Origin of the sequence: Staphylococcus lugdunensis (genome assembly GCF_002901705.1) — a bacterium.
GTDB classification, from domain to species: Bacteria; Bacillota; Bacilli; order Staphylococcales; family Staphylococcaceae; genus Staphylococcus; species Staphylococcus lugdunensis.
In genome coordinates this window covers 834,874-858,568 of the sequence record NZ_PPPV01000016.1, presented here as the reverse complement: position 1 = coordinate 858,568, position 23,695 = coordinate 834,874, and the positions used below count along the sequence as shown (strand labels likewise).

General features: G+C 31.1%; 18 protein-coding genes and 2 pseudogenes. 12 read left to right on the top strand and 8 right to left on the bottom strand.

Annotated elements, in window-relative coordinates:
• Nucleotides 1–152: 152 nt before the first annotated feature.
• On the bottom strand, nt 153–1,133 hold the full coding sequence (locus tag CD041_RS10790) for a tRNA dihydrouridine synthase (RefSeq protein ID WP_070648048.1): 981 nt from the start codon (nt 1,131–1,133) through the stop codon (nt 153–155).
• A 450-nt stretch (nt 1,134–1,583) separates the two neighbouring features.
• Nucleotides 1,584–1,649 carry an epsilon family phenol-soluble modulin gene (locus tag CD041_RS12455; RefSeq protein ID WP_095658920.1) on the bottom strand — a complete coding sequence of 22 codons (66 nt, stop codon included), beginning with the start codon at nt 1,647–1,649 and terminating at the stop codon, nt 1,584–1,586.
• A gap of 707 nt (nt 1,650–2,356) precedes the next feature.
• Here CD041_RS12455 and CD041_RS12095 point away from each other — a divergent pair.
• From CD041_RS12095 to CD041_RS10740, 9 genes and pseudogenes are all read left to right on the top strand, one after another.
• A pseudogene (locus CD041_RS12095) lies at nt 2,357–2,552 on the top strand (IS5/IS1182 family transposase); the annotation flags it as partial.
• Nucleotides 2,553–2,845: 293 nt separating this feature from the next.
• Nucleotides 2,846–2,998, top strand: coding sequence for a stapholysin S (gene stsA, locus CD041_RS10775; RefSeq protein ID WP_103284522.1), 153 nt, complete (start codon nt 2,846–2,848; stop codon nt 2,996–2,998).
• 59 nt (nt 2,999–3,057) lie between these two features.
• Nucleotides 3,058–3,921 carry an ATP-binding cassette domain-containing protein gene (locus tag CD041_RS10770; RefSeq protein ID WP_070648049.1) on the top strand — a complete coding sequence of 288 codons (864 nt, stop codon included), beginning with the start codon at nt 3,058–3,060 and terminating at the stop codon, nt 3,919–3,921.
• The gene (locus tag CD041_RS10765; protein WP_080606652.1) at nt 3,918–4,652 is read left to right on the top strand and encodes an ABC transporter permease; all 735 of its coding nucleotides are present in this window, start codon (nt 3,918–3,920) and stop codon (nt 4,650–4,652) included. Before CD041_RS10770 ends, CD041_RS10765 begins: the two co-directional genes overlap by 4 nt.
• A gap of 8 nt (nt 4,653–4,660) precedes the next feature.
• The gene (locus tag CD041_RS10760) at nt 4,661–4,957 is read left to right on the top strand and encodes an LlsX family protein (RefSeq protein ID WP_225306502.1); all 297 of its coding nucleotides are present in this window, start codon (nt 4,661–4,663) and stop codon (nt 4,955–4,957) included.
• Nucleotides 4,954–5,832: a SagB family peptide dehydrogenase gene (locus tag CD041_RS10755; RefSeq protein ID WP_062078363.1), complete on the top strand. Its 879-nt coding sequence runs from the start codon at nt 4,954–4,956 to the stop codon at nt 5,830–5,832. The genes CD041_RS10760 and CD041_RS10755 overlap by 4 nt, the downstream gene beginning before the upstream one ends.
• A 7-nt stretch (nt 5,833–5,839) precedes the next feature.
• The gene (locus CD041_RS10750; protein WP_002460969.1) at nt 5,840–6,769 is read left to right on the top strand and encodes a hypothetical protein; all 930 of its coding nucleotides are present in this window, start codon (nt 5,840–5,842) and stop codon (nt 6,767–6,769) included.
• Entirely contained in the window at nt 6,756–8,081 is a 1,326-nt protein-coding gene (locus CD041_RS10745) for a YcaO-like family protein (protein ID WP_002460968.1), read from the top strand. The genes CD041_RS10750 and CD041_RS10745 overlap by 14 nt, the downstream gene beginning before the upstream one ends.
• Complete coding sequence (locus CD041_RS10740) at nt 8,056–8,670, top strand: CPBP family intramembrane glutamic endopeptidase (protein WP_002460967.1); 615 nt, start codon at nt 8,056–8,058, stop codon at nt 8,668–8,670. Before CD041_RS10745 ends, CD041_RS10740 begins: the two co-directional genes overlap by 26 nt.
• Nucleotides 8,671–8,918: 248 nt before the next feature.
• Here the strand turns inward: CD041_RS10740 and CD041_RS10735 are convergent, their stop codons facing one another.
• The 4 genes from CD041_RS10735 to CD041_RS10715 form a co-directional block, all read right to left on the bottom strand.
• Nucleotides 8,919–10,022, bottom strand: coding sequence for a sensor histidine kinase (locus tag CD041_RS10735; RefSeq protein WP_070648052.1), 1,104 nt, complete (start codon nt 10,020–10,022; stop codon nt 8,919–8,921).
• Nucleotides 10,010–10,675, bottom strand: coding sequence for a response regulator transcription factor (locus CD041_RS10730; RefSeq protein WP_002460964.1), 666 nt, complete (start codon nt 10,673–10,675; stop codon nt 10,010–10,012). Before CD041_RS10730 ends, CD041_RS10735 begins: the two co-directional genes overlap by 13 nt.
• A 669-nt stretch (nt 10,676–11,344) precedes the next feature.
• Nucleotides 11,345–12,460: an ABC-2 family transporter permease gene (locus CD041_RS10720; RefSeq protein ID WP_002460961.1), complete on the bottom strand. Its 1,116-nt coding sequence runs from the start codon at nt 12,458–12,460 to the stop codon at nt 11,345–11,347.
• 3 nt (nt 12,461–12,463) lie between these two features.
• Nucleotides 12,464–13,339 (bottom strand): ABC transporter ATP-binding protein, encoded by an 876-nt coding sequence (locus tag CD041_RS10715; RefSeq protein WP_002479170.1) that lies wholly within the window; start codon nt 13,337–13,339, stop codon nt 12,464–12,466.
• 418 nt (nt 13,340–13,757) lie between these two features.
• On the opposite strand from CD041_RS10715, the gene CD041_RS10710 reads away from it, so the two are divergent.
• A complete protein-coding gene (locus tag CD041_RS10710) occupies nt 13,758–13,973 on the top strand; it encodes a hypothetical protein (protein WP_070648054.1) in 216 nt (71 codons plus the stop codon).
• A 308-nt stretch (nt 13,974–14,281) separates the two neighbouring features.
• Here the strand turns inward: CD041_RS10710 and ausB are convergent, their stop codons facing one another.
• Nucleotides 14,282–14,908 (bottom strand): aureusimine biosynthesis 4'-phosphopantetheinyl transferase AusB, encoded by a 627-nt coding sequence (gene ausB, locus CD041_RS10705; RefSeq protein WP_070648055.1) that lies wholly within the window; start codon nt 14,906–14,908, stop codon nt 14,282–14,284.
• A complete protein-coding gene (gene ausA, locus CD041_RS10700; RefSeq protein ID WP_070648056.1) occupies nt 14,905–22,086 on the bottom strand; it encodes an aureusimine non-ribosomal peptide synthetase AusA in 7,182 nt (2,393 codons plus the stop codon). The genes ausB and ausA overlap by 4 nt, the downstream gene beginning before the upstream one ends.
• Before the next feature lie 369 nt (nt 22,087–22,455).
• Here ausA and CD041_RS10695 point away from each other — a divergent pair, with 369 nt between their 5' ends.
• Together CD041_RS10695 and CD041_RS12375 are read left to right on the top strand one after the other, a co-directional pair.
• On the top strand, nt 22,456–23,271 hold the full coding sequence (locus CD041_RS10695; RefSeq protein ID WP_002460954.1) for a tandem-type lipoprotein: 816 nt from the start codon (nt 22,456–22,458) through the stop codon (nt 23,269–23,271).
• A gap of 259 nt (nt 23,272–23,530) precedes the next feature.
• Nucleotides 23,531–23,695 (top strand): annotated as a pseudogene (locus tag CD041_RS12375) (tandem-type lipoprotein); the annotation flags it as partial.

The following is a 23,695-nucleotide window of genomic DNA, read 5'->3' as shown; positions in this document are numbered from 1 at the left end:
CTAATTGAATTTAAAGAACGTGCACCTTTATTTTTATCGTAAATGAACTTCTTCATCTTGCCCAAGACATTTATGTTTCAGCTTAAGTCATGCGATAAATCATAAAATTTTAAAGGGATAAAAAAGCTTAACCTTATTTATACCGCTGTATATTAAGACTCTACCTCATCGTGTCTTTGGGCTTCAAATGCATCAAGTAATGCGCGGGCTTCGTCTGTGGTTTGTGTGTCCATGAGTTGATGACGTAGTTGGCTAGCGCCTTTAATGCCACGTACGTAAATTTTAAAGAATCTGCGTAAACTTTTGAATTGTTGTGTTTCATCGCTAGAATGTTTGTCGAATAATGTTAGGTGTAATCTAAATAGACTTAAAAGTTCTTCACTCGTGTGTTCACGTGGTTCTTTTTCAAAGGCAAAGGGATTGTGAAATATGCCTCTACCAATCATGACACCATCAATACCATATTTGGTTGCGAGTTCCATACCAGTTTTTCTATCTGGAATATCTCCGTTAATTGTTAACAATGTGTTTGGTGCAATTTCGTCGCGCATATGCTTGATGGCTTCGATTAATTCCCAGTGTGCATCTACTTTACTCATCTCTTTACGCGTACGGAGGTGAATTGATAAGTTTGCGATGTCTTGTTCGAAGACGTGTTTTAACCAGCCTTTCCACTCATCAATATCATAATAGCCAAGGCGTGTTTTAACGCTTACTGGTAAACCGCCTGCTTTTGTTGCTTGAATAATCTCGGCTGCGGTTTCGGGACGGAGAATCAAGCCAGATCCTTTACCTTTTTTGGCAACATTTGCTACGGGACAGCCCATATTCAAATCAATCCCTTTGAAGCCCATCTCAGCCAAACCGAAACTCATTTCTCGGAATTGCTCAGGTTTGTCACCCCATATATGCGCGACCATAGGCTGCTCATCTTCACTAAATGTTAAGCGTCCGCGTACGCTGTGGATTCCTTCAGGATGACAATAGCTTTCAGTATTTGTAAATTCAGTGAAGAAGACATCCGGTCTTGCTGCTTCACTCACTACATGACGAAAGACGATATCTGTCACGTCTTCCATAGGCGCCAAAATAAAAAATGGACGTGGCAATTCACGCCAAAAGTTTTCTTTCATAATATAATTAAACCTTCTTCTTTATTAGTATCTCGAATTTTTATGCATGATGATATTACCACAAATGATGAACTTATACAAAGGGAATTTGAAAAGGCACAGGCTTTAAAAGGGAGGCCTACGGGGAGTCTAAAATACGTATGTGCACATCATAATTCTAGCGCAATATAAATGATGGGATATTGTAATTTAACTTTTGAGGATAAGTGTGAAGTGATACTTTAAGGATTTCTCATATGATCATAATTAACTGATAAGTAGAAGCGGATAATCAATGACGAAGTTTTGGTATAAAGGATGTCATGTAGATAGGATGATATGAAGAGAAAAAAGTTGAAAATTGGTTAAATAGTTAGCGCATATTATTAACTGGTGATTTAGGCCGCACGACAAACCACCCGAGTGAACGGGCGGTTTTGAGCTCTTTTGACATCAAATCGCTACTTTTAATTATTTGTTGCCAAATAATTTTTTGATGAATTCGATTACTTTTTTAATTAAATTTACGATAAACATTTGACTCACCTCCCGTTATTTCTTGAGTTAATTGTATAATGAATTGCGCTTTATTTGTTTAATAATTCATAATACATAAAAAACTATACATATATGTAAAAAAACAAAATTCATGATAACAATTAAGAATACTTTTATGTTAAAAATTCAACATCAAATATAAAATAAATTCAAACAAGCTTGATAGTATTTTTGTGGAACGATTTGAAAATGGAGATCATCTGCTACATATAGCAGAGTGACAGCATGCATGGTTATTAAATTATTGAGGTGTCTGCATATTTTCAATTCAGTCAACTACTGCCAATATTTAGTTCATGGGGTTTGGGACATAAATGTCAGAAAAACAGCAGTAAGATTATTTTCAATTAGAAAATATCTTGCTGCTGTTCTCTATTTTCACAATACTTCGTATTGCATGGCTTCACTTTCCTAGGGTACCGTCTCAGCACCCCAACTTGCTTTGTCCGATGGCTTTCTTTTCGAAAGCCTATCTGTTGGGGCCCCACCCCAACTTGCTTTGCTTGGCGAAATGCTTTTCGCATTTCTCTTTGTTGGGGCCCCTGTCTTCGACTGGCACTGCGCCCTCAGGAGTCTCGCCATAAATACTGCGTATTAACATGTAATTTTACCTTTAAATGCTTTAAAAATAAGGCACTTTCGTATAATTTAATAAATACCACTAAACTAAATAAACGAGATGCCTTATGTATAAAGCTTATAACATGAATCAACTTACACTATACACTACCAATGGAAACTTCAATACTTATTCTTATAAATAATATTTCTCGATATGTAAATGAAATTGTTGAAACAATCCCAGATAATGAATTCGATGAATTCAAACACCATCGTGGGACTACATCTTATCCCCCTAAAATGATAACGAGCTGTATATTATCTAATACATAAGAGAAAAGACAATTTCTATCAAATAATTATAATAGAAATTGTCTTTTTTACATTGTTTAAGAACTTAATGTCCCGGACCCGCTTTTTTCTATATACATATCGAACACATAAACACAACTTTGACGGTTGATTAAATCGCATATTAACAAAATTGTAAAATTTACAAAAAATTAATATTTTAAAAATTATAATTTATTGACTTTTTAAAAACCGGATGCTAACTTTTAGTTAAATAAATAGTAATTTTACATTATTTATTATTAGGGAGAAGGAGGTGAAAAATAATGAAAATCAATAACCATTCAATTAATGGATATTCAGACATTAATAGTTCTGAAGCGATGCAATATGCAGGAGGTTGCTGCTCTTGTAGTTGTTCATGTTCTTGTAGCTGTTCATGTTCTTGTACATGTGCCTCAACAGCAGAGCAATAAATCAAAGGTGAAGCTTGGTCTATATAGATCAAGCTTTTCCAAATTTTAAAGGTGAGTATATGGAAAGTTTAATGACTATTAAGGATTTAAAGGTTGATATCAATAATAGAAAAATTCTAAACCTTAATAATAGTACTATAAATATTTATAGTGAAGATAAAATAGCACTGATTGGGAAAAATGGCGCGGGAAAAACGACTTTAATTAATTGTTTATTAAATGAGATAAATTATAGCGGTGTCATTGATAGAAAGATAAGTTCTAAAGATATAGGGATTGTTTTTCAGGAAAATAAGTATGGGGATTTAATAAAAGTACATGAATTAATTTATTTAGCAACAGCTTACAGCAAACGAAGTGAACAATTTAAAGCATTTACAAAAGCTTTCTCTTTAGAACATCTTATAAATAAATTTGTTAAAGATTTATCCTTGGGAGAACAAAAGCGCTTAACTGTAGGATTAGTCTTAAATAAACAAAAAAAGCTATACATATTTGATGAATTAACATCTGGATTAGACTATGAAAAAAGACAAAATTTATTACAGAAAACTAAAGAAATCACCCAAAATAAAGCAGTAATTAAAATTACGCATTACTTTGATGAGGTTGAAAATTGGGCAAATAAATTAATCATATTAGATAAAGGAGAATTATTGTATTACGGGAGTATAGATCAATTTTTCTCAAAATTTTATCACTATGCGCTGATTGAAATAGTGAATCAAGAGTTAGATCATTTAGTTAAAGATGATATTGAAAAAATAAATGCTGATGTATATTTTAATGCCAAAATTGTTACCCACAATAAAGAGCAAATGAACGACGTTATTAACATATTAAATGAACGAAAAATGGAATTTAAAATCAACATGCAAAATATATACTCAACATATTTAATCTCAACTTTGGAGGAAATATGATAAATAAAATTTTGTTAAGCATAAAAATGCAATTTAGAGTTCCTATATCAGTGTTCTTTTCATTAATTTTTCCAATCATCATGATGTTAGTTATTATTATGTCTTATGGAAATTTTAGTATAGGAAATGGGAGACACTTTATAGATAAATATTTTTTAATTAGTACGAGTATTGGACTGCTACCGATTACTTTTATTAGCTTTCCAATTTGGTTAAGTGAAAGCATCGAGAACGACACACTGAAACGATTAAAATATTTTGATGTAAATATTAGTATTTTAATCGTTTCTAATATTATTTCATACTGCTTCTTAGCGATATTTAGTGTTATTTTAAATATCATTATTGGTAAAGTATTTTTCTCATTAACGCTACCAAACACGCAATATTTTATAGCCTTCTTTTTACAAATTTTTTATAACATTATCGCTCTGTTAATGATAGGAACATTTTTAGCTTTGTTAATAAGAAAGAGTAAGGTTTTATTACCTTTTGGAATGATATTGCTTTTTCTTACTTATATGATTATTGGTGTTTTTGTACAGTATGGGGAACTCCCCAATGTTTTAAAGGAAATAGGAAATTGGATACCAATCAAATATGCTACAAATGATTTTTATTCAATTTGGACAAATGAACGTATGTGGGATGTATCATTTTTAAAATTAAATTCATTGTATATCGTAGTGACGGGTGTTTTAAGTTTATGTATTTATAAGTTTAAGAAATGAGGAGAATAATGATGTTGAAGAGACAAGAAATGCGAGTGATTATTGAAATTTTAGCAGGTATTGTTTTATCTGCCATCATCACAGCCATCTCAATTTCAATAGGTTATTTTATTATCAATAAAAATGGTTATGCGCATTTTGATGTAAATTTATTAGGATTAAATTTATACAAAATACACAATCATGGCGATAGTGGAGAGCCAATTATAACGAATATTATGTTTTTAGGTGTGGCCCTGTCCATATTATTAGTAATCATTATTGAATTGCTTGTAGCAACTAAAAAAAGAGGTAAAAAGCAATGATTAATTATCAGTTAAAGGGAATGTTTAATCAGCATTCGTTATTTAAATTAAATGACGATAATATTGCAAATAATGATAATCGAAATAACTTTGCTCAAATTATTTTAGGGAATCAAGAATCAGAATCTTTAAAGTACTTATTAAATGTAAATCATCAGAGACTTAGCGATTTCAAAAGCATGTTAGCTTATAATGAATCGAATTATGCAGCTTTAGTTAATGAACATCAAATGTTGAATGAAATTAACGATGAAGATACAAGATCACTTCCTAAAAGTGATAAGAAAATAAAAGAATATTTTTATAATGTTTTAAATCACAGAAAAAGTACAAGGGAATTCACATCTTTTGAAATGGCTAGTAAAGAATTATCAACAATACTTAAATTTTCTTTTGGGATAGCGCCTAGAAAAGTGGAATATGGGGATATAAAAACAAGCACGCGATTTTATGCATCGGCAGGTGGGTTATATCCGATTGATATATATCTTTATATCAACAATGTAGAAGATTATGATAAAGGCATTTATTTATACCAACCGATAAGTCACTCATTATTAAAAATTGTGGCTCAAAAGGACATAAACACAGATGATTTATTAGAAGGCAATAATATAGATATCGAAAATTGTAGTTTTTTAGTCTTTTTTGGCTATAATTTTAATTCTAGTTTTTTGAAATACGGGGAATTAGCGTTATTAAATAGTTTGATAGAGATTGGTTGTATGTCGCATAATTTTGATTTAGTCATTACGTCATTAGGCTATACAGGATGCCCAATAGCAGGCTTTAAGAAAAATAATATAGAAAAATTACTTGAATTAGATCATGTTAATGAACATATACTATTTACGAATATATGTGGGAAGGAATAGTTAAGTAATGAAAACGTTTATTAAACCTAAAGATTTGTTTGTCGAAGAAAACAATAGTGAGTATATATTAAAAAAGGGATATTTACATCAACACTCAATAGCTATAGATAAAGAAGAAAGCAGCAAAAATTTTATAGACAATTTCAAAACGTTAATAGCTGAAAATCAAATAGAATTAAATGAAAATGACGATATTATAGAAGATTTTAATAAACTAACGCAATTGAATTTAATACATCAAAAAATCGATACTTTTAATAAAATTTGTATTATTACAGACAAGGCAGCCAAAGCATTTTTTAAAGATCATCTCGATCAAGTTGATGAAATATATGAGTTTAATGAAGTTCTAGAAAGACATGAAATTGAAATCTTGAATAATCAAAAAAATAATTTATCTATAAATGAAGTTGTAAAAAAACAGCAATCAAAGTTTGCAGATATGAATGTTTTTGTTATTTTATCATATGCCAATCAACCTTTTATTAAAGCGTTTAACTTTTTAACAAACTTGTTGGATATGACATATACACTTGCTTTTTATGATAATGAAAATGTATTTTTCACAAATATTCATCATGGAGAGACGGGTTGTTATGAATGCTTAGAACGACAATTAATTTCTAAGTTTCCTGGTACGATAGAAAATTATTTTGTTCCGGATGCGCAAAATCAAGGCATGTACAATCTCAAATTATACAGTTATATATTAAGTATAATGATAAATGAAATTAATAATATAGAAATCTACGGGGATTCAACGCTAATAGGGAATGTACTCCATTTTTATTTACCCACATATGAATACAACTTTAATTTCAATAAGCGTCAGTCTACTTGTTCTACATGTTCGACGATAAATAATGTTTTGTTTAAAGAGCAAAATATGAAGTCAGCAAATATTTTAAAAAGGGTGTTAGAGAATGATAACCTTTAAAAATAATTTGAATTATAATCTGTATAGACAAAACTTATTAGGTGGAAATGTAGCAGGAATATGGAAAGATAACAGCTTTTTCTTAGGATTAAATTCATATCCAATTATGAATTATCATTATGTCACGGCTCAATTTAATAATTTTGAAAAAAACTTCTTAAGTGAAGATTTCAAAGTGAATTATCATTTGAGTGGTTATGGTATTTATTATAATGAAGCACTAGCGTCATTCTTAGGAGAAAGTTCAGAAAGATATGCCTTTACGCTGTTGTATCAAAATTTAAAAGGCAAAATCATATATGCGTCACATGCACAAATTTCAGAACAACTAAAAAATACAAATAGCTTAGTACTACCTCTAGCATTAATTAATATATATTTTGAGGAAAAAGACGCCAAACATTATATTTATGACGATGACGTCATTCAATGGATTCCACTTAAATCTCTATATCATCCAGATCATGATGTTTTAGTACCTTTACAAATGCTTGTTCTATTTAATAAAACGATATTTAAAGATGAAAAACAGTTTACGAATAGCGGTGTTTCAACCGGTACAGCTAGTCATGAAACATTTGAGAAAAGTTTAACCAACTCTATTATTGAGATTTTACAAATAGATTCATATAATTTGTGGTGGTACGGAGGCATTGAAGGAAAGACGATTTCTGTAAATATTGCTGAAAAACTAAATGAATGGTTTAAACGGCCGAGCATTGTGCACAAATTTCTTGATAATTTCGATGTATCTTTTACTGATATCAGCTTTGATAAACCTATTCATGTTGTTGTCTGTGAGGTTAAATCTAAAGCTAAAGATTTAAGCTTACCTAAATATGTCGTTGGGGTTCAAGGCGATATGAACTTAGAGCAGTGTATCTATAGAAGCTTATTGGAATGTGTTACCGTGTTAGAGTATACAATGACTGAGGTTTGGAATAATACTACACATTTTAAAAATGTCACAGAAAATATTGAAAATCATCCTATTGATAATTTAGATGATAATGTTATGTATTATGCCAAATATGGTTTGAATTTTAATATGCAGAAAAGAAAAAACACCTTCCAAAATACTAAAAATGCCAATAATTTACACGAAATCATCAATGAATTAAAACATTTAAGTCATTATGCGTGTTATTTAGATATCACACCTGTGGAATTTTATAATAAAAATTTAGTTGTCGTTAGAACATTTATACCTGAATTATTGACGATAGCCATACCATCATATCCACCTTATCTACATCCAAGATATAAAGAAATAGGAGGAATAATAAATGATATTCCTCATCCTTTGGCATAGTCTGATTGGTTTAATGTTTTTTTTAACTTGTTTTCCAGGTATATTGCTTATTTTCATTAGAAAAGTAGCGTATTTTAAATACCTAACTGAATTTTACAAGTACATTTTGGTACTTATTGTCGTACTGTTAATAGATACGTGTTTATTTTTAAGTAATACAAATATTTACTTATGTGTATCTGTTATTATCATTACACCAGTAATCGTTTATATTACAGAAAAATCATTACTGTTTAACAAAAATTTGTTCGACTTTTATAACAAAAACAGCAAATTTATTTTAAGTGTGTTACTTGCTTACCCAATACTAGAAGAATTAAATTTCCGATACTTCTTGTATTATTTCAGCTTGATATATCATTATCATTTTATTCAGTACATTATCTTATCAGTACTAACTTTTGTGTTCTCTCATTTTCTATATCAAGGAAAGTCTTCCATAGTAAAAATCTTTTTTGCTACAATACAAGCAATGATTTATTTGTATTTTAGAGATATTTTTATCAATATTATTATTCATATGATGTTTAATATATTAGTGTTCAGTAGCCAAATGAAGAAATTAAATCATTCAAGAATAATAAAGTAATAGGGAAGATTCTCCGCTAAAAAATGACATCTTGCCAGAATGGATTGATATAAGCGGTCTCTTAGGTATAAACACTTAAAAAATCCCCTCATGACTTTCAAGCGTGAGGGGATTTCGTGTTATAAGTCTAAAATATATAATTGAGGGTTTGTTAAATATCCTTTGAGCTAATATTTTTCAGTGACCTTCGTTAAAAAATGAACATAAAGCAGCATAAAATACGTCGTCGTTGTAACTAACTTGTTCTGTCACGTCATTTTAGATATATCCACGATAAAACTAACTTTAGCTTTATTTTCAATGTTTTCTAGAATGATTTCACTATTATATTGTTTAATAACTTCATTAGCAAAATACAAGCCTATTCCTGAGCCATTTGATGCTTTACCTTTAACGCCCCATTCTTTAGCAAATTTTAGTTCATCTTCAGTAAATTGTTTACCGTCATTAATAACTGAGAACTGCAATAAACATTGATCTAGGCATTTGAAGTTTATACTAATTTCTTTGTTAGCATATTTCAAAGCGTTATTAATTAAGTTATCTATCACATGATATAGAATTTGATTATTTAAAAATATATGATTATGAAGTAATTTATTGTCTACTTGTATGTCCATCGTTTTATCTTTCAAAATATATTTATTATTATAGCTTTCATTGATAGTTGAGATAACCTTTTCAATATTAATTTTGTCTGAATGATTAGGTAATAACTTTACATTATTAATGTGAATTTTTATTTGATTATTAATGCGTTCAAGAGCGTTCAAGATTACTTTAGTTTCACTATTGATTTTGGATTTAATTTCTTGATTAGGCAGTTCTGAATTATTTATCTTTTTTAAAAGTTCAATGTGACCCTGCATGACAGTTAAAGGTGTTTTTAAGTCGTGTTCAAAGATTTCTAGCTTCTTTTTGAAATTGTTTTGAATCGTTAACTGATCCGCTATTCTTTTTTTAAGAAACGTATTAATGTTCTGTACTTCGTTAATCACATCATTAAATTCTTTAATATTTGTGGTTGTAACTTTCAAATCGATATCGTCGCTTTTTAAACTTTTAATAATATGATTTAAATAATCAATGTTTCTTGATAAATGCTTTTTATAAAAAAAACGGGTGAGCATATAAATAACTATTAGTGGAATAAATAAATTGATACAAATACTAGATATCGTAAAAAGGTAATGCGGTTGATGCCAGAAATCATGATATAGAGACTGTCCTATATTTGAAAATTCAAGTATATTAAGCAATAATTGTAAGACAAAAATAACGACTATACTGATGATCACAACTGATATATTTAGACGATGTAATTTTGTTTTGATACTTTCTATTCTAGCCATTTATACCCAACTCCCCACTTTGTATCTATATATTCAAAGTCACTATATTGATGCAACTTTTTCCTTATTTTTCGAATGTGTTCTGAGACAACCTGGGTATTACCTATTTTATTAAAATTAATAGAGTCATAAATTTGATCTTTGCTAAAATAAAAATTAGAATTCAAAGATAGCAGTTTTATGATTTCAAATTCTGTTCTCGTAATATCTAATAAATGGTCTCCCGCATATACGCTAAAGGTATCATAATTAATAATGAGATCTTTAGTTTTTTTAATATTTTTATTTTTGGAATAGCTATTATTTTGAGTTAAAATATTTTCAATCCTTACTATTAATTCTTCCATGTAAAATGGTTTGGCAATATAATCTTTGGCACCTAAAGAAAAACACTTAAGTCTTGTATCAAGGTTATCTTTAGCGGTCAAAAAAATAATAGGAATATTACTCTGACTAAGTGATTGAGCTACTTCAAAGCCATCAGAATAGGGCATTTTAATATCTAATATAATTAAGTGAATATGCTCATTTATTTTTTCCAAAGCTTCACGCCCATTATATGCGACAGTGGTCTTAAACCCCTCTAATTTAAGACTTTCTTGAATAAAAGAGACAATATTTTCCTCATCATCTACAATCATAATATTATACATAAGTTATCACCTTATATCGGATTATTAAAAGAAATTATTACCTATAATTAATGTACTATAAAACACAATCACATATCTAAAAACAATTAAATTTTTACTTTTTTTGTGATATAAATCGTTATTATTGAAACTAGTATGCTAATTGAAAATTGTATTAATTTGAAATAAAACGGAAAGCCATAGGTCTCAGAAAATAAATACATAAAACTCATATTCTTAAACCCTAGACATAATAAGAAATAAACTAAGCCAAACATATAACCAATCAAGGCATTTTTACTAATCATACTTATGAACAAACTTAACGAACCAATGAACATTGTATTTGTCAGTGCTATGAATATATCTTGTATAAATACAACATTAGAGTTACATATTTTAAAAGTTACTAAACCTATTAAAATCAGCAATATAGTGAACACAATTGTTAAAAACAGGCGTAATAACAATAAAAATCTATAATGATATCGTTTTGAGTTAATGATTAAAATCGTATTACGGGTATTATCAATTGCATATATTGTGGTAAATAAAATAATCCCAAGAAGTGTAAAAATAAGTTCAATGAATTGTGTTATTCTGTCATGGGTTAGATTGCCCACACCAAACATAAATAAACTACAAATAAAAAATATCACGCAACCAAGATAAAGCTTTGAAAGGTTAGTTTTAATTTCTAAGAAGAGTAATTTTCCCACTTCTAGTTAGCCCCTTTCTTTTTAAGTCAAATAGCCAAACACTAATTAAGAGCAAAAGAATGGCTATGAAACAATAGCTGATTCTATTAATAAGAATGTCATTTAAATGATTATAAAAGAATGAAGTATTGAAAAGTGAATTATGTCTAGGAATGAGTAAACCGCCATAATGACCTTCAACATAATTAGAACCTATATTCAAATTAATAAACCAAATGATTATTTGAATCAGGGAACCTAAATAAGAATTAAAAATCATAGTAATCAATAGTCCTAAAATAGATGCTACTAATAGAGTGGGGGTAGTCCACATAAATAAAATTTCATAAAATATAAAAATTGCCTTAATTGAAATAGGGTGAACAACCGACAAACTAATTAGGAAATAAACAGAGAATAATAGTATTGGTAAAAATGACAATATGATTAATGCCAGTACGCGTGTTAGGATTAATTTAAATGACGATATGTTTCTAGAATTTATTGTTTTAAATACATGATTCTTTCTATCTAAAAGATAAATATGAGCACCTAAAAAGAATGGGAGTATTCCTATTATTACTCCTGCAATATCAGAAAGATATCTGCTATATGCCCCGAAATAAATGTCTTTGTTTTTGATCATCTTCTTCTCCATTGAAAAATCTTCTTTACTCATTTGTTTAGTCCCAAATAAATATAAATTTTTTTCGGAATAATTAGATCCCCATCCTATTTCATGAGAAACCTTGTTAGAGTAGTATTTGAATCTCTTAAAATCTTTAGAATTTTCCATGTTTTTTATAGAGGTTTTGATTTTATCTAATTTATCTTTATTTAATTTCTTTTGTTTCAAGAAGCCAAACTGATACACTTTGAAGTTATTGCTGTGTAACTCTTTTTTTAAGTTATCTATCGCATTTTTCATGATTACTTTATTATTTGTAGTGTAAGTAGTCATAGATTTTGGTTGATAAATATCAGAGTTAATATTTTTATCAATCACTTGGTTACAGTTAACAAATACGAAAAAAATAACGAGAATACAATAAAAAATAAAAATTTTACTAAAAAGTAGTTTCTTTATTTCTATCAAGAATAGATTCATCGTTTACCCTCCTTGATTCATTTTTAAAAAATACATATAAGCATCTTCAAAGTCTTGTTTAACTTTTCTAGTTCCTTCAAGATTTGATTCTGATACAAATCTGACTTTTAGTAGATGCTCATATTCTTGTATTTTTGTAATAAAAATATTATTTTTTTTCAGTTGATTTAATTTTGAAGGGGAGATAGTAATCTCATAAACTTTATTGTCACTAAGCTCAATTAAATTCTTAATCGATCCTTTATAAGCGATTACTCCTTTGTCTAGGATAGCGATATTTTCACAGGTTGATTCAATATCACTCACTATATGAGTGGAAATGATGACAATTTTATCTTTAGCTAGATTGGATAATAAATGACGCAAACGTACCCTTTCTTCAGGATCAAGTCCTGCTGTAGGTTCATCTACTATAAGCACCTGTGGATTGTGAATAATTGCTTGCGCGATACCTAATCTTTTTTTCATGCCTCCTGATAAACTTTTAACTTTTTTATTTTGATGTTCTACAAGATTAACTTTTTCTAATGATGCAGCAACGTTTATTTTTAAATTGGCTTTAGGAATTCCAGATAAAATTCCTAAGTAATGCAATGTTTCTTTTACTTTCATATTCGGATAAAAATCAAAATCTTGAGGTAAGTAACCAATCATTTTTCTAATTTGTTTCGTTTGAGTTAAAGAAATATTATTAATTTCTATAGTTCCACTACTTTGTTGAAGAATGGTTGAAAGCATATTCATTAAAGTCGATTTACCAGATCCATTTCTCCCTAAAATCCCAAACATACCATTATTGATTTCAAGGTTAATATTTTTAAGTGCATACGTTTTACCGTCATATGTTTTATTTACATCTTTAATCACTATATTGTTCAATATGAGCGCCTCCTTTAACTTCAAGTTATCAAAAAGAAATCAAGAAAATATCAATAATATGAATGTCACAAAAAAGACAATTATGAATACTTGGGCAAAATAAGCAAAAATGAAAAATAATTGATACGCTCAGATTGAGGTGATTGAATGTATTATGAAAAAAGTGGGAAAGAAGCATATTTTAAAAACAAAGTTAAAGGGATCATTAAGAAAACTGTAGCATTAGATATTACAAACATTCATTTGGAGACCAGATAACTGGCTGTGTCTAAGCGGTTATTAAAACAGAAAGTTGGATTAATCAACAAGTGAAAGAATATACTGAGCTACTGCTTAGATATGAGTAAATTCACGAGATTATGGATAGTGAATGATTTTATTATATTGTTTATGTGATTTATATCGGGGTAATTTTTTAATGAATAATAATATATTTGGAGACATTAAATTACTTGAGAATAACAAAGGCACTGCACTCAGAGCGAACTGGGAAAAATGTGCTGAACTTGGTGGTGGAATTGCTAATGGTGTTGGTTACGGAGCTATTGGTGCAACACCCGTCAGTGTAGGAACTGGATCTGCGATAGGTGTTGTGTCTGGAGAAATGGGAGAAGCTGCTAGTTGTTTCGATTAAAAAAAGTAAATTAATTTTATTGATGATTTTTGGTATTTTTTAGCATGTTTTACATTGCCATTTATCATTGGGGTATTTTCTTTGTTCTTTATTTTTCCACCGTTATTTTTATTATTATTGAATTTGTTTGTATTTAATGAAGAAAAATAAATTAAATATGTGAAACCTAATTATTTGTTAGGATTTGAACTATATATTGGCAGTAGCTGACTGGATTGAAAATACGCTTAGGCCATGTTTTTTCAATCCTAGTCAACCTTGCCAGAGCGGGACTACGAATTCATTGTGAATTCTGTCCCGCTCCTTCATTAAAATAATTGTTTTAAAGGCACATCTACTATTTCGAATGGATGATTGCTACTTATATGACAGAGTTGAATGATACAGTTGTCTATAAGATGTTGTTTGAACTTTATGGTGTGGTGCTGATAGTATAATGGTTTTGTCACATCGTAATATGCTAATCCTCGTATTAGACCTTCTCCTATCATTTTTGAATAACTTTCTTTTTTGGTCCAAATTGTATAGAAGTCTTCAAGTGTTTGTATTTGATTGAATTCGTTTGTTGAAAACTGTTTGGCGATGATTAAATCATCCATGCCTTTTATTTCTTCAATATCTGCACCTATAGGCAAATGGTCTATTGCGCAGATAATATAAGGGAAACTGTATGAAAGATTCACATAGATGTCGATTGGGCTTGCAATTTTGACGTGTCCATTAGGCTGGATATCATATGACCATTGGCTTGGCATGAGTCCATGGGTGTGTTCGATGCTGTATTGTATCAATAAGTCGCCTATACGATGCATCCATTTATCCTTAGAAAAACGATATGTTAGACGTTCGGGCTTTTTCAATTGTCGATGACTTTGAGACATCCAGTGCGCAATGTCTTTATAAGTATGGTTCATTTTGGTAATAAATAATTTCATCTATGGTATTCTTTACATTCAAATTTTTCATTGAGTAGTTCCCGCCATTGATATAACCAATGTTGTGTAACTTTAGGCCATACTTCGTCTAAATCTCTAAGCAAATTTTGAGTCATTGATGACTGGATGACACCAGTTATTTGGTTGGATGCTTGACTATTTAATCCAATTACTTCATGCATGTTTAATTCATGTAAGGCTTTATCAAATTCCTCATCATTGATCAGTGGCAAGTCGGTATCTTTTGTTTCTTCTAACACGTTTTTCATTGTGAGTACATGTGGTGAATAGACGTGATAGATGATAGGTGTGGCATTTGAGATTGCTAATGTCACGATATCTCTTGCAGTGATATCAATAAATGAAAATTCAATTTCTGTTTGTGAAAAACTGTCACCGATAAATGGTAATTTTAATAAATCATTCATGACGATTGAGAAACGATTTGTTGTTAAATTTTTCATATTTAGTTTTCCAGTATATGCGCTTGTTAAGTTGCCTAATCGCATGATTTGAGCATCTAAACCAGCTTCTATTGCTTCTAACACTTTGATTTCGCTATAGAATTTACTTTTTGTGTAAGGAGATGTGAATAGCTGACCTTTATATAAATCTTGTTCTGAAAAAGTATAATCCTCGGCATGGGAGTCAAATACTGTTCCTACACTAATTGTTGAAATGTAAATAAATCGCGCTTTATGTGTTTCAGCAAGTGTTAATAAATCTTCTGTACTTTTCACATTTACGTTGATAAATGCCTCATCATCTCCAAAATGATCTGTCCGTGCACCTGCATGAATAATGGTGTCAATATGACTTGTGATGTTTAATACATCTAAGTTGGAGAATTCACCTAATACGACTTCAACACGTATCATTAAGTCAGCAACATGTGCAGGATCAAAATAGCAACTTAAGTTTTCTTCTACTAATTGACGTGCGTCTTTCTTATTCTGTCCTCTCACTACGCAAGTAATTTTATCAGTATAACCGGTTAATTCATTAATTAAATATGCGCCTAAGAAACCTGTTGCGCCTGTTAATAACACATGACCTAGATGTCTTACTATCATTGGTTTTGAACGCATTTGATAGCGTTGTTTGATTAATGACTGTAATTGAGGTAAGTGATCCGGTAAAGTAACGCACGATTCGTCACTTTGTTGTTCTAAGTGTGCTGACAAATGACGGATTGTCTTATATTGATAAATATCTTGCATAGTAAGATGAATATGTTTCCTTTTAAGTTTAGAAATAAGGACCATAGTATCTAAGGAACTGCCTCCTAATTTAAAGAAGTCATCATCTATGCCTATTTCAGAAATATCTAGTATTTCTGCCATGATTGAGGCGAAAATTTGCTCGGTGTCATTTCTTGGTGGCTCAAATTGATGGTGATGCATTTCAGGATTTGGTAGCTTAGATTCATCAACTTTATCGTTACTTGTTAATGGAATTTCATCAATGGCAGTGAATGTATTAGGAATCATGTATTTTGGCAAGTATTGAGTTAATTGTTTAAGTAGATGCGATGCTATATCATGATTACCCACATAGTAGGCGTGTAATAAATCATGGCCGCCTTGTTGACGAATGATTACTACACTATCATCGACACCATCTAGCGCATTGATTACATTTTCGATTTCTTCTAATTCGATTCTATAACCATTGACTTTAACTTGTTTATCGATACGACCTAAAAATTCAATGTTGCCATCAGGAGTAAATCGTGCTAAATCACCACTTCTATATAGTTTTCCTGTACCAAAAGGATTGTCTATAAATGCTTGAGCGTTCAGTTCAGGTTGATTAAGGTAGCCTGCAGCTAGACTGTCTCCTGCAATACATAATTCCCCTGCAATACCGATGCCACATAATTGCATCTCAGAAACGATATAAACTTGAATGTTAGCTAAAGGCTGCCCGATTGGTATGGTTGATGGTATTGGGTCTCCTTTAGCGTGTGACCAAGTTGTTGTTACAACGGTTGATTCAGAAGGACCATAAGCGTTGTAATACGTATCGCAATGTTTGGCAATGTGCTGTACAAATGAAGGTGTACTTGTAGCGCCACCAGTAATAATTTTAGGAATGTAAAATTGATGCATCACATTTAATACTTGAAGTGGTATGGATGCTACCGTTATTGCTTCCTTTGTAATCAGTTGTTCTAACAGCTCGGTATTAGTACGTTCATTTTTATTTGCAATAACAAGTGTGTGCCCATTTAATAAGCTAGAGTAAATATCCATGGCAGATGCATCAAAGACATAATTTGAATATTGAATAATTGTTTCATGTTCTGAGAGCTCAAGTCGATCTGTCCATGCGTTTACTAAATTAAGTATATTGCTTTGTTGAATGGACACACCTTTAGGCATACCTGTGGTTCCTGACGTATAGATACAATATATTTCATCTTCTAGACTGCCCGCATACTCAGAAAATGGACGTTTGTTATTATTTGTCAGCTCTAAAGTTTCAAGCGCAATGGTTGGTATATTCATGTGTATATCTTTGCCATATGTGATAACGGCAGATGCTTGGGCATCTTTAATCATATAATCGATACGTTTATCTGGATGTGCCACATCAATTGGAACATATGAGGCACCAACCTTGATCGCAGCCACCATGCTAATAATCATTTCAAAGCTGCGTTCAGTGAGTAATGCGATACGGTCCCCAGATTGAACGCCGTTTACCGTTAATTCATATGCGAGTTGATTAGCATAGGCATCTAATGTTTGATAGGTCATTGATTGGCCATTCATTCTAAGTGCTACATCTTCACTATGTTGCTTCACAACACGGTTAAAGCGCTGTTGAACCGTTTCATGGGTTGTATCGTCTCGTGTATAACAATTAACGTTTGTGTTTATCCAATCTAAGATATGTGGATCTTCTTGTATCTCTTTAATTTTTGGATTTGAAGTAGTAATCACATATTTGAAAATATTTTCAAGTTGTTGTGCCATCAATTGAATGGTTGCTTTACTATATAAATCAGTATTGTACTCAATGTTCACGGTATAGTCGTTATAATCTTCCTCGATAATAAAGGATAGATCAAACTTTGCTGTCGTGGATTGAGGTGGTATAAGTGTCAAGCGACTATGACCAAAGTTAGCGTGATTTGTCTCATTATTTTGAAGCACAAGCATCACATCAAATAATGGGTTACGCGAAGGATCTCGGTCGCCAACTAAATCATTGACTAGGCTTTCGAATGGATATTCTTGCTGTTCATAAGCAGCTAAACTTGTCTCTTTCATTTCAGAAATAAATTGTTCCCAAGGCTTGTCATTTGTCGGTTGTCCACGATATACGAGTGTGTTGGCAAACATTCCTAGCATATTCTCAGTATCTCGATGTGTTCGTGAGCTAATCACGCTACCAATAACAAGGTCGTCTTGTCGTGTATATTTATGAAGTAGCACCATAATTGCGCTCGCAAAGAACATAAAATCAGTAATTTGATGTTGTTCAACGTAAGACTTGAGCTGTGATTTGAATGTTTGGTCATAATGAAATGTCATCATATGGCCATGTGTCGTTTTAATGCTTGGTCTAGGATAATCTGTTGGCATATTTAACACAGGCACACCATCTTCAAATTGTTCAAGCCAATAATGACGTTGTGTTGATAAATCACGTTGTGCCATCCACTCACTATAGTCTCTATATTGTAATGACAATTGAGGTAAAGATTTATTTTGATATAGCGCATTCAAATCTGCTAATAAAATTGTATTACTCATGCCATCGTTGATACTGTGATGCGTATCAATAAATAAATAGTGATGTTCAGGAGAGTGAATATATTTCATGCGTATTTGGCTTGGTTTTTCCAAGTTGAAAGGATGCGTATAGGCATGAATGATATCTTGTTCATCCGTTAAATCTGTAGTTACTTCCTCAAAGTCCGGAATAACATCTTTCGCAATGCGTTGTTTAACTTCATTATGATCAATGATGTATTGAGTACGTAATATTTCATGGCGCTGAATTAATTGTGACAAGCTACGTTGCAATTGATTGACATTTAATTCTGAAGTAAGGCGCCATAAAAATGGGATGTTATATACGGTATCTTTTGGATTTACACTCCATAATAAATACATACTTTTTTGAACAGCACTTAATTCGTATTGCGTATCTTCTGAAGCTTTAGGAATCACTTCATAGTGTTCATTTTGAGTCTCTTTAAGCTGTTGACTAAGGGCTTTAACAGTAGGAGACTTCATAATATCTCCAACTTTAAGGCGCTTTTGAAGCTGTTCTTCAATACGATTAACCACTAATGTCGCTCTCAATGAGTGACCACCCAGTTCAAAGAAATTGTCTTTAATACCTACGCGATCAACATGTAAAATTTCTTCAAATATGCGGCAAAGGACGCGTTCAAGTTCATTACGTGGCGCAACATAATTGGATTCATCAATCATATCAATATCTGGTAAAGCACGTGTGTCTAACTTACCATTGATTGTAATAGGAATTTTGTCTATTTTCATAAAATGAACTGGAATCATATAATTAGGTAGCGTGTGACTTAATAACTTCTTCAATGTGCTTGTTGATTGTGGTTGAGAAGCCTCATAATATGCCACAATTTGTTTATCACGATCTTGCTCATGTTCATGCACAACGACGACAGCTTTATTAATATCGCGTATCGCTTCGATTGCTTTTTCAATTTCTGATAATTCGATTCTGAAACCACGAATTTTCACTTGCTTATCGATACGACTAATGTAGTCGATATTACCATCTTCTTGTAGACGAACTAAGTCACCACTTTTATAAATCGCTTCCCCATTTAATGGAGATTTAACAAAGCTCTGTTGCGTTTGCTCAGGTTGATTCAAATAACCTTTTGCTAAACCTGAACCACCAATACATAATTCCCCAGGCACACCTACACCACATAATCGTTGACCTTGGATGACATAGACAGTCGTTCCATTAATCGGACTACCAATTGGAATACGTGCAGGCAATTTTGGTGGAATAGCATAAGTGGTCGTAAACGTTGTATTTTCAGTTGGACCATAACCATTGATTATTTGTGGGTGTCGTGCACGTGAATTCAATAGGTTTACCCATTTAGCATTCAACACTTCTCCACCGATAAGTAAATATTTGAGAGATTCTAACACTTCGATACGCTCACTGGCAATTTGATTGAAAAGTGATGAAGTTAACCACATCGTATTGACCTGTTTATCTGCAATGGTTTGGCCCAATTGCTTAGAATCAAGTAAAGTATCTTTTGATGTGATAATTAAGCGACCACCATTTAATAAAGCTCCGTAAATTTCAAAGGTTGCAGCATCAAAGGCAATCGTTCCTGATAATAAAATCACCGTATCATCGTTAAGTTCAACATAGTTAGGTTGGTGAACTAGGCGATCGATACCTCTATGTGCGATGACAGTTCCCTTAGGTTTACCGGTTGTTCCAGAAGTATAGATGACATAGGCAGTGTCTTCTGGTGTATTAATGTGTGGCAGATTATCAATATACGTGCATTCATCCCAATTGATTTCCTCCATTTTGATAAGAGGTAAGTCTGACTGCAGTGTTATATGATATGTGATTATCGCTTTAGGCATCGCATCTTTAAGGATATAGTGTGTTCTTTCTTGTGGATAGTCTGGATCAATAGGCAGATAGCCAGCACCAGATTTTAGAATACCTAATATAGCTACAATCATTTCCATACTGCGTTCCATAATTAAAGCGACCGTATCATTTGGTTGAATGCCATAAGTCGTTCTCAATAAGTGTGCAATGTAATTGGCTTGTTGATTTAACTGACGGTATGTCATAGATTGCTGTTCAAATTGTAAGGCGATTGCATCAGGATGTTGATTAACTTGATATTCGAAGCGGCTCATTACAGTTTGATAAGCATCATTACCATTCAGTTGGGTCATACTATGACTATTTATTCTTTCGTATAATTGTAAGTCAGTTTGATCATTTAAATGAATCTCTTGTACTAACATAGTTGGTTGATTTACAGATTGCATATAAATGGTTGTAATTAAACGGCGTAATGTTTGAATCGTTAAATCATCATAGGCATTTGCATCGTAAACTAAGTCAAAACCACCATTTGCGAGTGGATAGATTTCAATATTCGCTAATGAAGATTTATTGTTGTACAAACGATGTACCTCATGTGAAACTTGATGAAGTTCAAAGTCGGCAACAACTGGTGTTACATGAAACATACTTTCTAATTCCATGACGTCAGCATTTGCTTCTGTAATGAATGACGCACCATGGTTTTGTAATGAATGAATTGCGGATGTCCAAGCTGTTAACAGACTGTCTACGGATGCGTGTTGGTCAATGTATAAACATACTGGGGACACATTTGAATTCGGTACCATCAACAACTCTGATTGTTTATTCGCTACTGGGAAGTGGATGTTCAATGCCACTTCATTTGATTGACTCATAAAGTGATGTGCCAAATATGTGCTAACTGCTAATCGATGGATATCAAATGATGAGAGTTGTGTACGTACATAGCGCATCTCTTTTTTATCAGAGACATTTTTTACAGGCATATAGGCATAATTTTCATTATCTGCATGAAGTACTTTAAATTGATTAAAGTCTTTTGGTGCATTTGGATTGCATGCTTTTTCGTTTATCTTTTGTACCGTCATATAGAATTGAGATATTCCAGCATGCTGATTGAGTGAATGTTTGTAAGCCTTATTTAATTCTGATAAAAATATTTGTAATTGGTTATCGTTAAAAATCATAGAATGGAAATCTAAAAGTAAGTATGCTTCATCAAGAAATTGATAAATTGTAAAGTTAAATTGAGGTAATTGATTTAAATAGTATGAATTCAATTTTTGTTGGAAGAAACTTTCGATATCAATATTTTTGGAATAGTCATCGAAAGCTTTTAATTCAATAAACGGGAAAAATTCTCGAATGCTTACACATAAATCATCCGAATCATCAATATTGAATTGTGATCTTAATACAGGTTGGTGTTGTACGACATTTAATAATGCATACATCAGTTGATGACAATCAATACGGGTATCCAATTTTACCCAATATGTCATCCGATGTGTTGAGGATGATTGTTTTAAATATTTAAGATAAAAATACTTTTGAAAATTCAATAGTTGTTTGTTCATTTAAGTCCTTCTTTCATATTCATTCTTTAATAAACATAATTAAGCATTCACATCTTCTTGTCTAGACAGTCTATATCATAATACATTTACCTACATAAAAACAATTACCTAATTAAAAAATTTATAAAATCTTAATAAAAGCTTTTTAAAAAATTAATTATGATAATCTCAGTAAGGTTTGATAGTATTCGTATTTTTAATAATTGAATATTAAAACATATTTATTTAAAACGTAGTAGTTCAGACTACATTTGTATTGTTATAGGTGCACTTTTATGTTAAATACGCATTATATAAAAATTAAAATAGATTACATAAATATTGTTTGGTACTATAAAAGAGAAATTAATGTAAAAAAGGGGTGGAAGGATGAAACATTTAAAGAGATTAAGTCTGAGTATCGTTTTTTTACTGTTAATATTTTGTATTAGTGGATGTGGAAGCAGCCAAAAAGAAAACACTAAAACAGAAAGTAGTAAAAAAGAGTTTAGCAGAGAGGCACAAATCAAACAAAGCTTTAATAAGACATTAAAGCTATATCCTACGAAGAATCTCGATGATTTTTACGATAAAGAGGGTTTTCGAGATCAAGAATTTGATAAAGGCGATAAGGGGACGTGGATTATTAGTTCTGAAATGACTATTCAACACAAAGATGAGAGTTTGAAGTCAAGAGGGATGACTCTATATGTAAATAGAAATACTAGAACAACAAAAGGTAATTTTATTGTTAGAGAAATAACAGAGGACAGTAAAGGCTATACACATAGTAAAGATAAAAAATATCCAGTGAAAATGGAACATAATAAAATTATTCCAACGAAGCCAATACATGACGACAAGTTAAAAAAAGAAATCGAAAACTTTAAATTTTTTGTACAATATGGCAAATTTAAAGATTTGAATGATTACAAAGGTGGAGATATTTCATACAATCCAAATGTACCGAGTTATTCCGCCAAATATCAGTTAAGTAATGATGATTATAATGTACAACAGTTAAGAAAACGATATAATATCCCAACGAAACAAGCACCGAAACTACTGTTGAAAGGTGATGGCGACTTGAAAGGGTCATCTGTAGGGCATAAAAACCTAGAATTCACTTTTGTAGAAAATCAAGAAGAAAATATCTTTTTTACAGATAGTATTAATTTCAAACCTACTGAGCGTGATGAATCATGAGCAAAACTGAATATCCAACATTAACAGAAAATTAATAAGTAATTCTGAAGAAACAAATAGTGTATCAAAACTGAATATTGATTAGAAGCGTGTCATAAATGATGCGCTTTTTGTGTAATATAATTATAAATAAATCATACAAAAACAAATTAAATTGATTGCTTATGAATTGATTGCTAACATGAAAGAGAAATTAGTATCATAAAATCAAATTTTATAAATATATCATATGTTGAGAAAAATATAAGGATGTGAAGAGATGCGACAGTCAAGGAAGTTAAAGCTCGGTATATGTTTAATCCTACTTATTATATTGATTGGAAGTTGTATCATCTTGACAAAAACAAATAGTCGAAATGCTCAAATTAAGAAAACATTTAATCAAACATTAAGCTTGTATCCAACCAAGAATCTCGAGGATTTC

Excerpts from the sequence above, each read along its gene's own strand:
- CD041_RS10790 (WP_070648048.1), bottom strand. The coding sequence starts at position 1,133 with ATGAAAGAAAACTTTTGGCGTGAATTGCCACGTCCATTTTTTATTTTG.
- CD041_RS10770 (WP_070648049.1), top strand. The coding sequence starts at position 3,058 with ATGGAAAGTTTAATGACTATTAAGGATTTAAAGGTTGATATCAATAAT.
- CD041_RS10765 (WP_080606652.1), top strand. The coding sequence starts at position 3,918 with ATGATAAATAAAATTTTGTTAAGCATAAAAATGCAATTTAGAGTTCCT.
- CD041_RS10760 (WP_225306502.1), top strand. The coding sequence starts at position 4,661 with ATGATGTTGAAGAGACAAGAAATGCGAGTGATTATTGAAATTTTAGCA.
- CD041_RS10755 (WP_062078363.1), top strand. The coding sequence starts at position 4,954 with ATGATTAATTATCAGTTAAAGGGAATGTTTAATCAGCATTCGTTATTT.
- CD041_RS10750 (WP_002460969.1), top strand. The coding sequence starts at position 5,840 with ATGAAAACGTTTATTAAACCTAAAGATTTGTTTGTCGAAGAAAACAAT.
- CD041_RS10745 (WP_002460968.1), top strand. The coding sequence starts at position 6,756 with ATGATAACCTTTAAAAATAATTTGAATTATAATCTGTATAGACAAAAC.
- CD041_RS10740 (WP_002460967.1), top strand. The coding sequence starts at position 8,056 with ATGATATTCCTCATCCTTTGGCATAGTCTGATTGGTTTAATGTTTTTT.
- CD041_RS10735 (WP_070648052.1), bottom strand. The coding sequence starts at position 10,022 with ATGGCTAGAATAGAAAGTATCAAAACAAAATTACATCGTCTAAATATA.
- CD041_RS10730 (WP_002460964.1), bottom strand. The coding sequence starts at position 10,675 with ATGTATAATATTATGATTGTAGATGATGAGGAAAATATTGTCTCTTTT.
- CD041_RS10720 (WP_002460961.1), bottom strand. The coding sequence starts at position 12,460 with ATGAATCTATTCTTGATAGAAATAAAGAAACTACTTTTTAGTAAAATT.
- CD041_RS10710 (WP_070648054.1), top strand. The coding sequence starts at position 13,758 with ATGAATAATAATATATTTGGAGACATTAAATTACTTGAGAATAACAAA.
- ausB (WP_070648055.1), bottom strand. The coding sequence starts at position 14,908 with ATGAAATTATTTATTACCAAAATGAACCATACTTATAAAGACATTGCG.
- ausA (WP_070648056.1), bottom strand. The coding sequence starts at position 22,086 with ATGAACAAACAACTATTGAATTTTCAAAAGTATTTTTATCTTAAATAT.
- CD041_RS10695 (WP_002460954.1), top strand. The coding sequence starts at position 22,456 with ATGAAACATTTAAAGAGATTAAGTCTGAGTATCGTTTTTTTACTGTTA.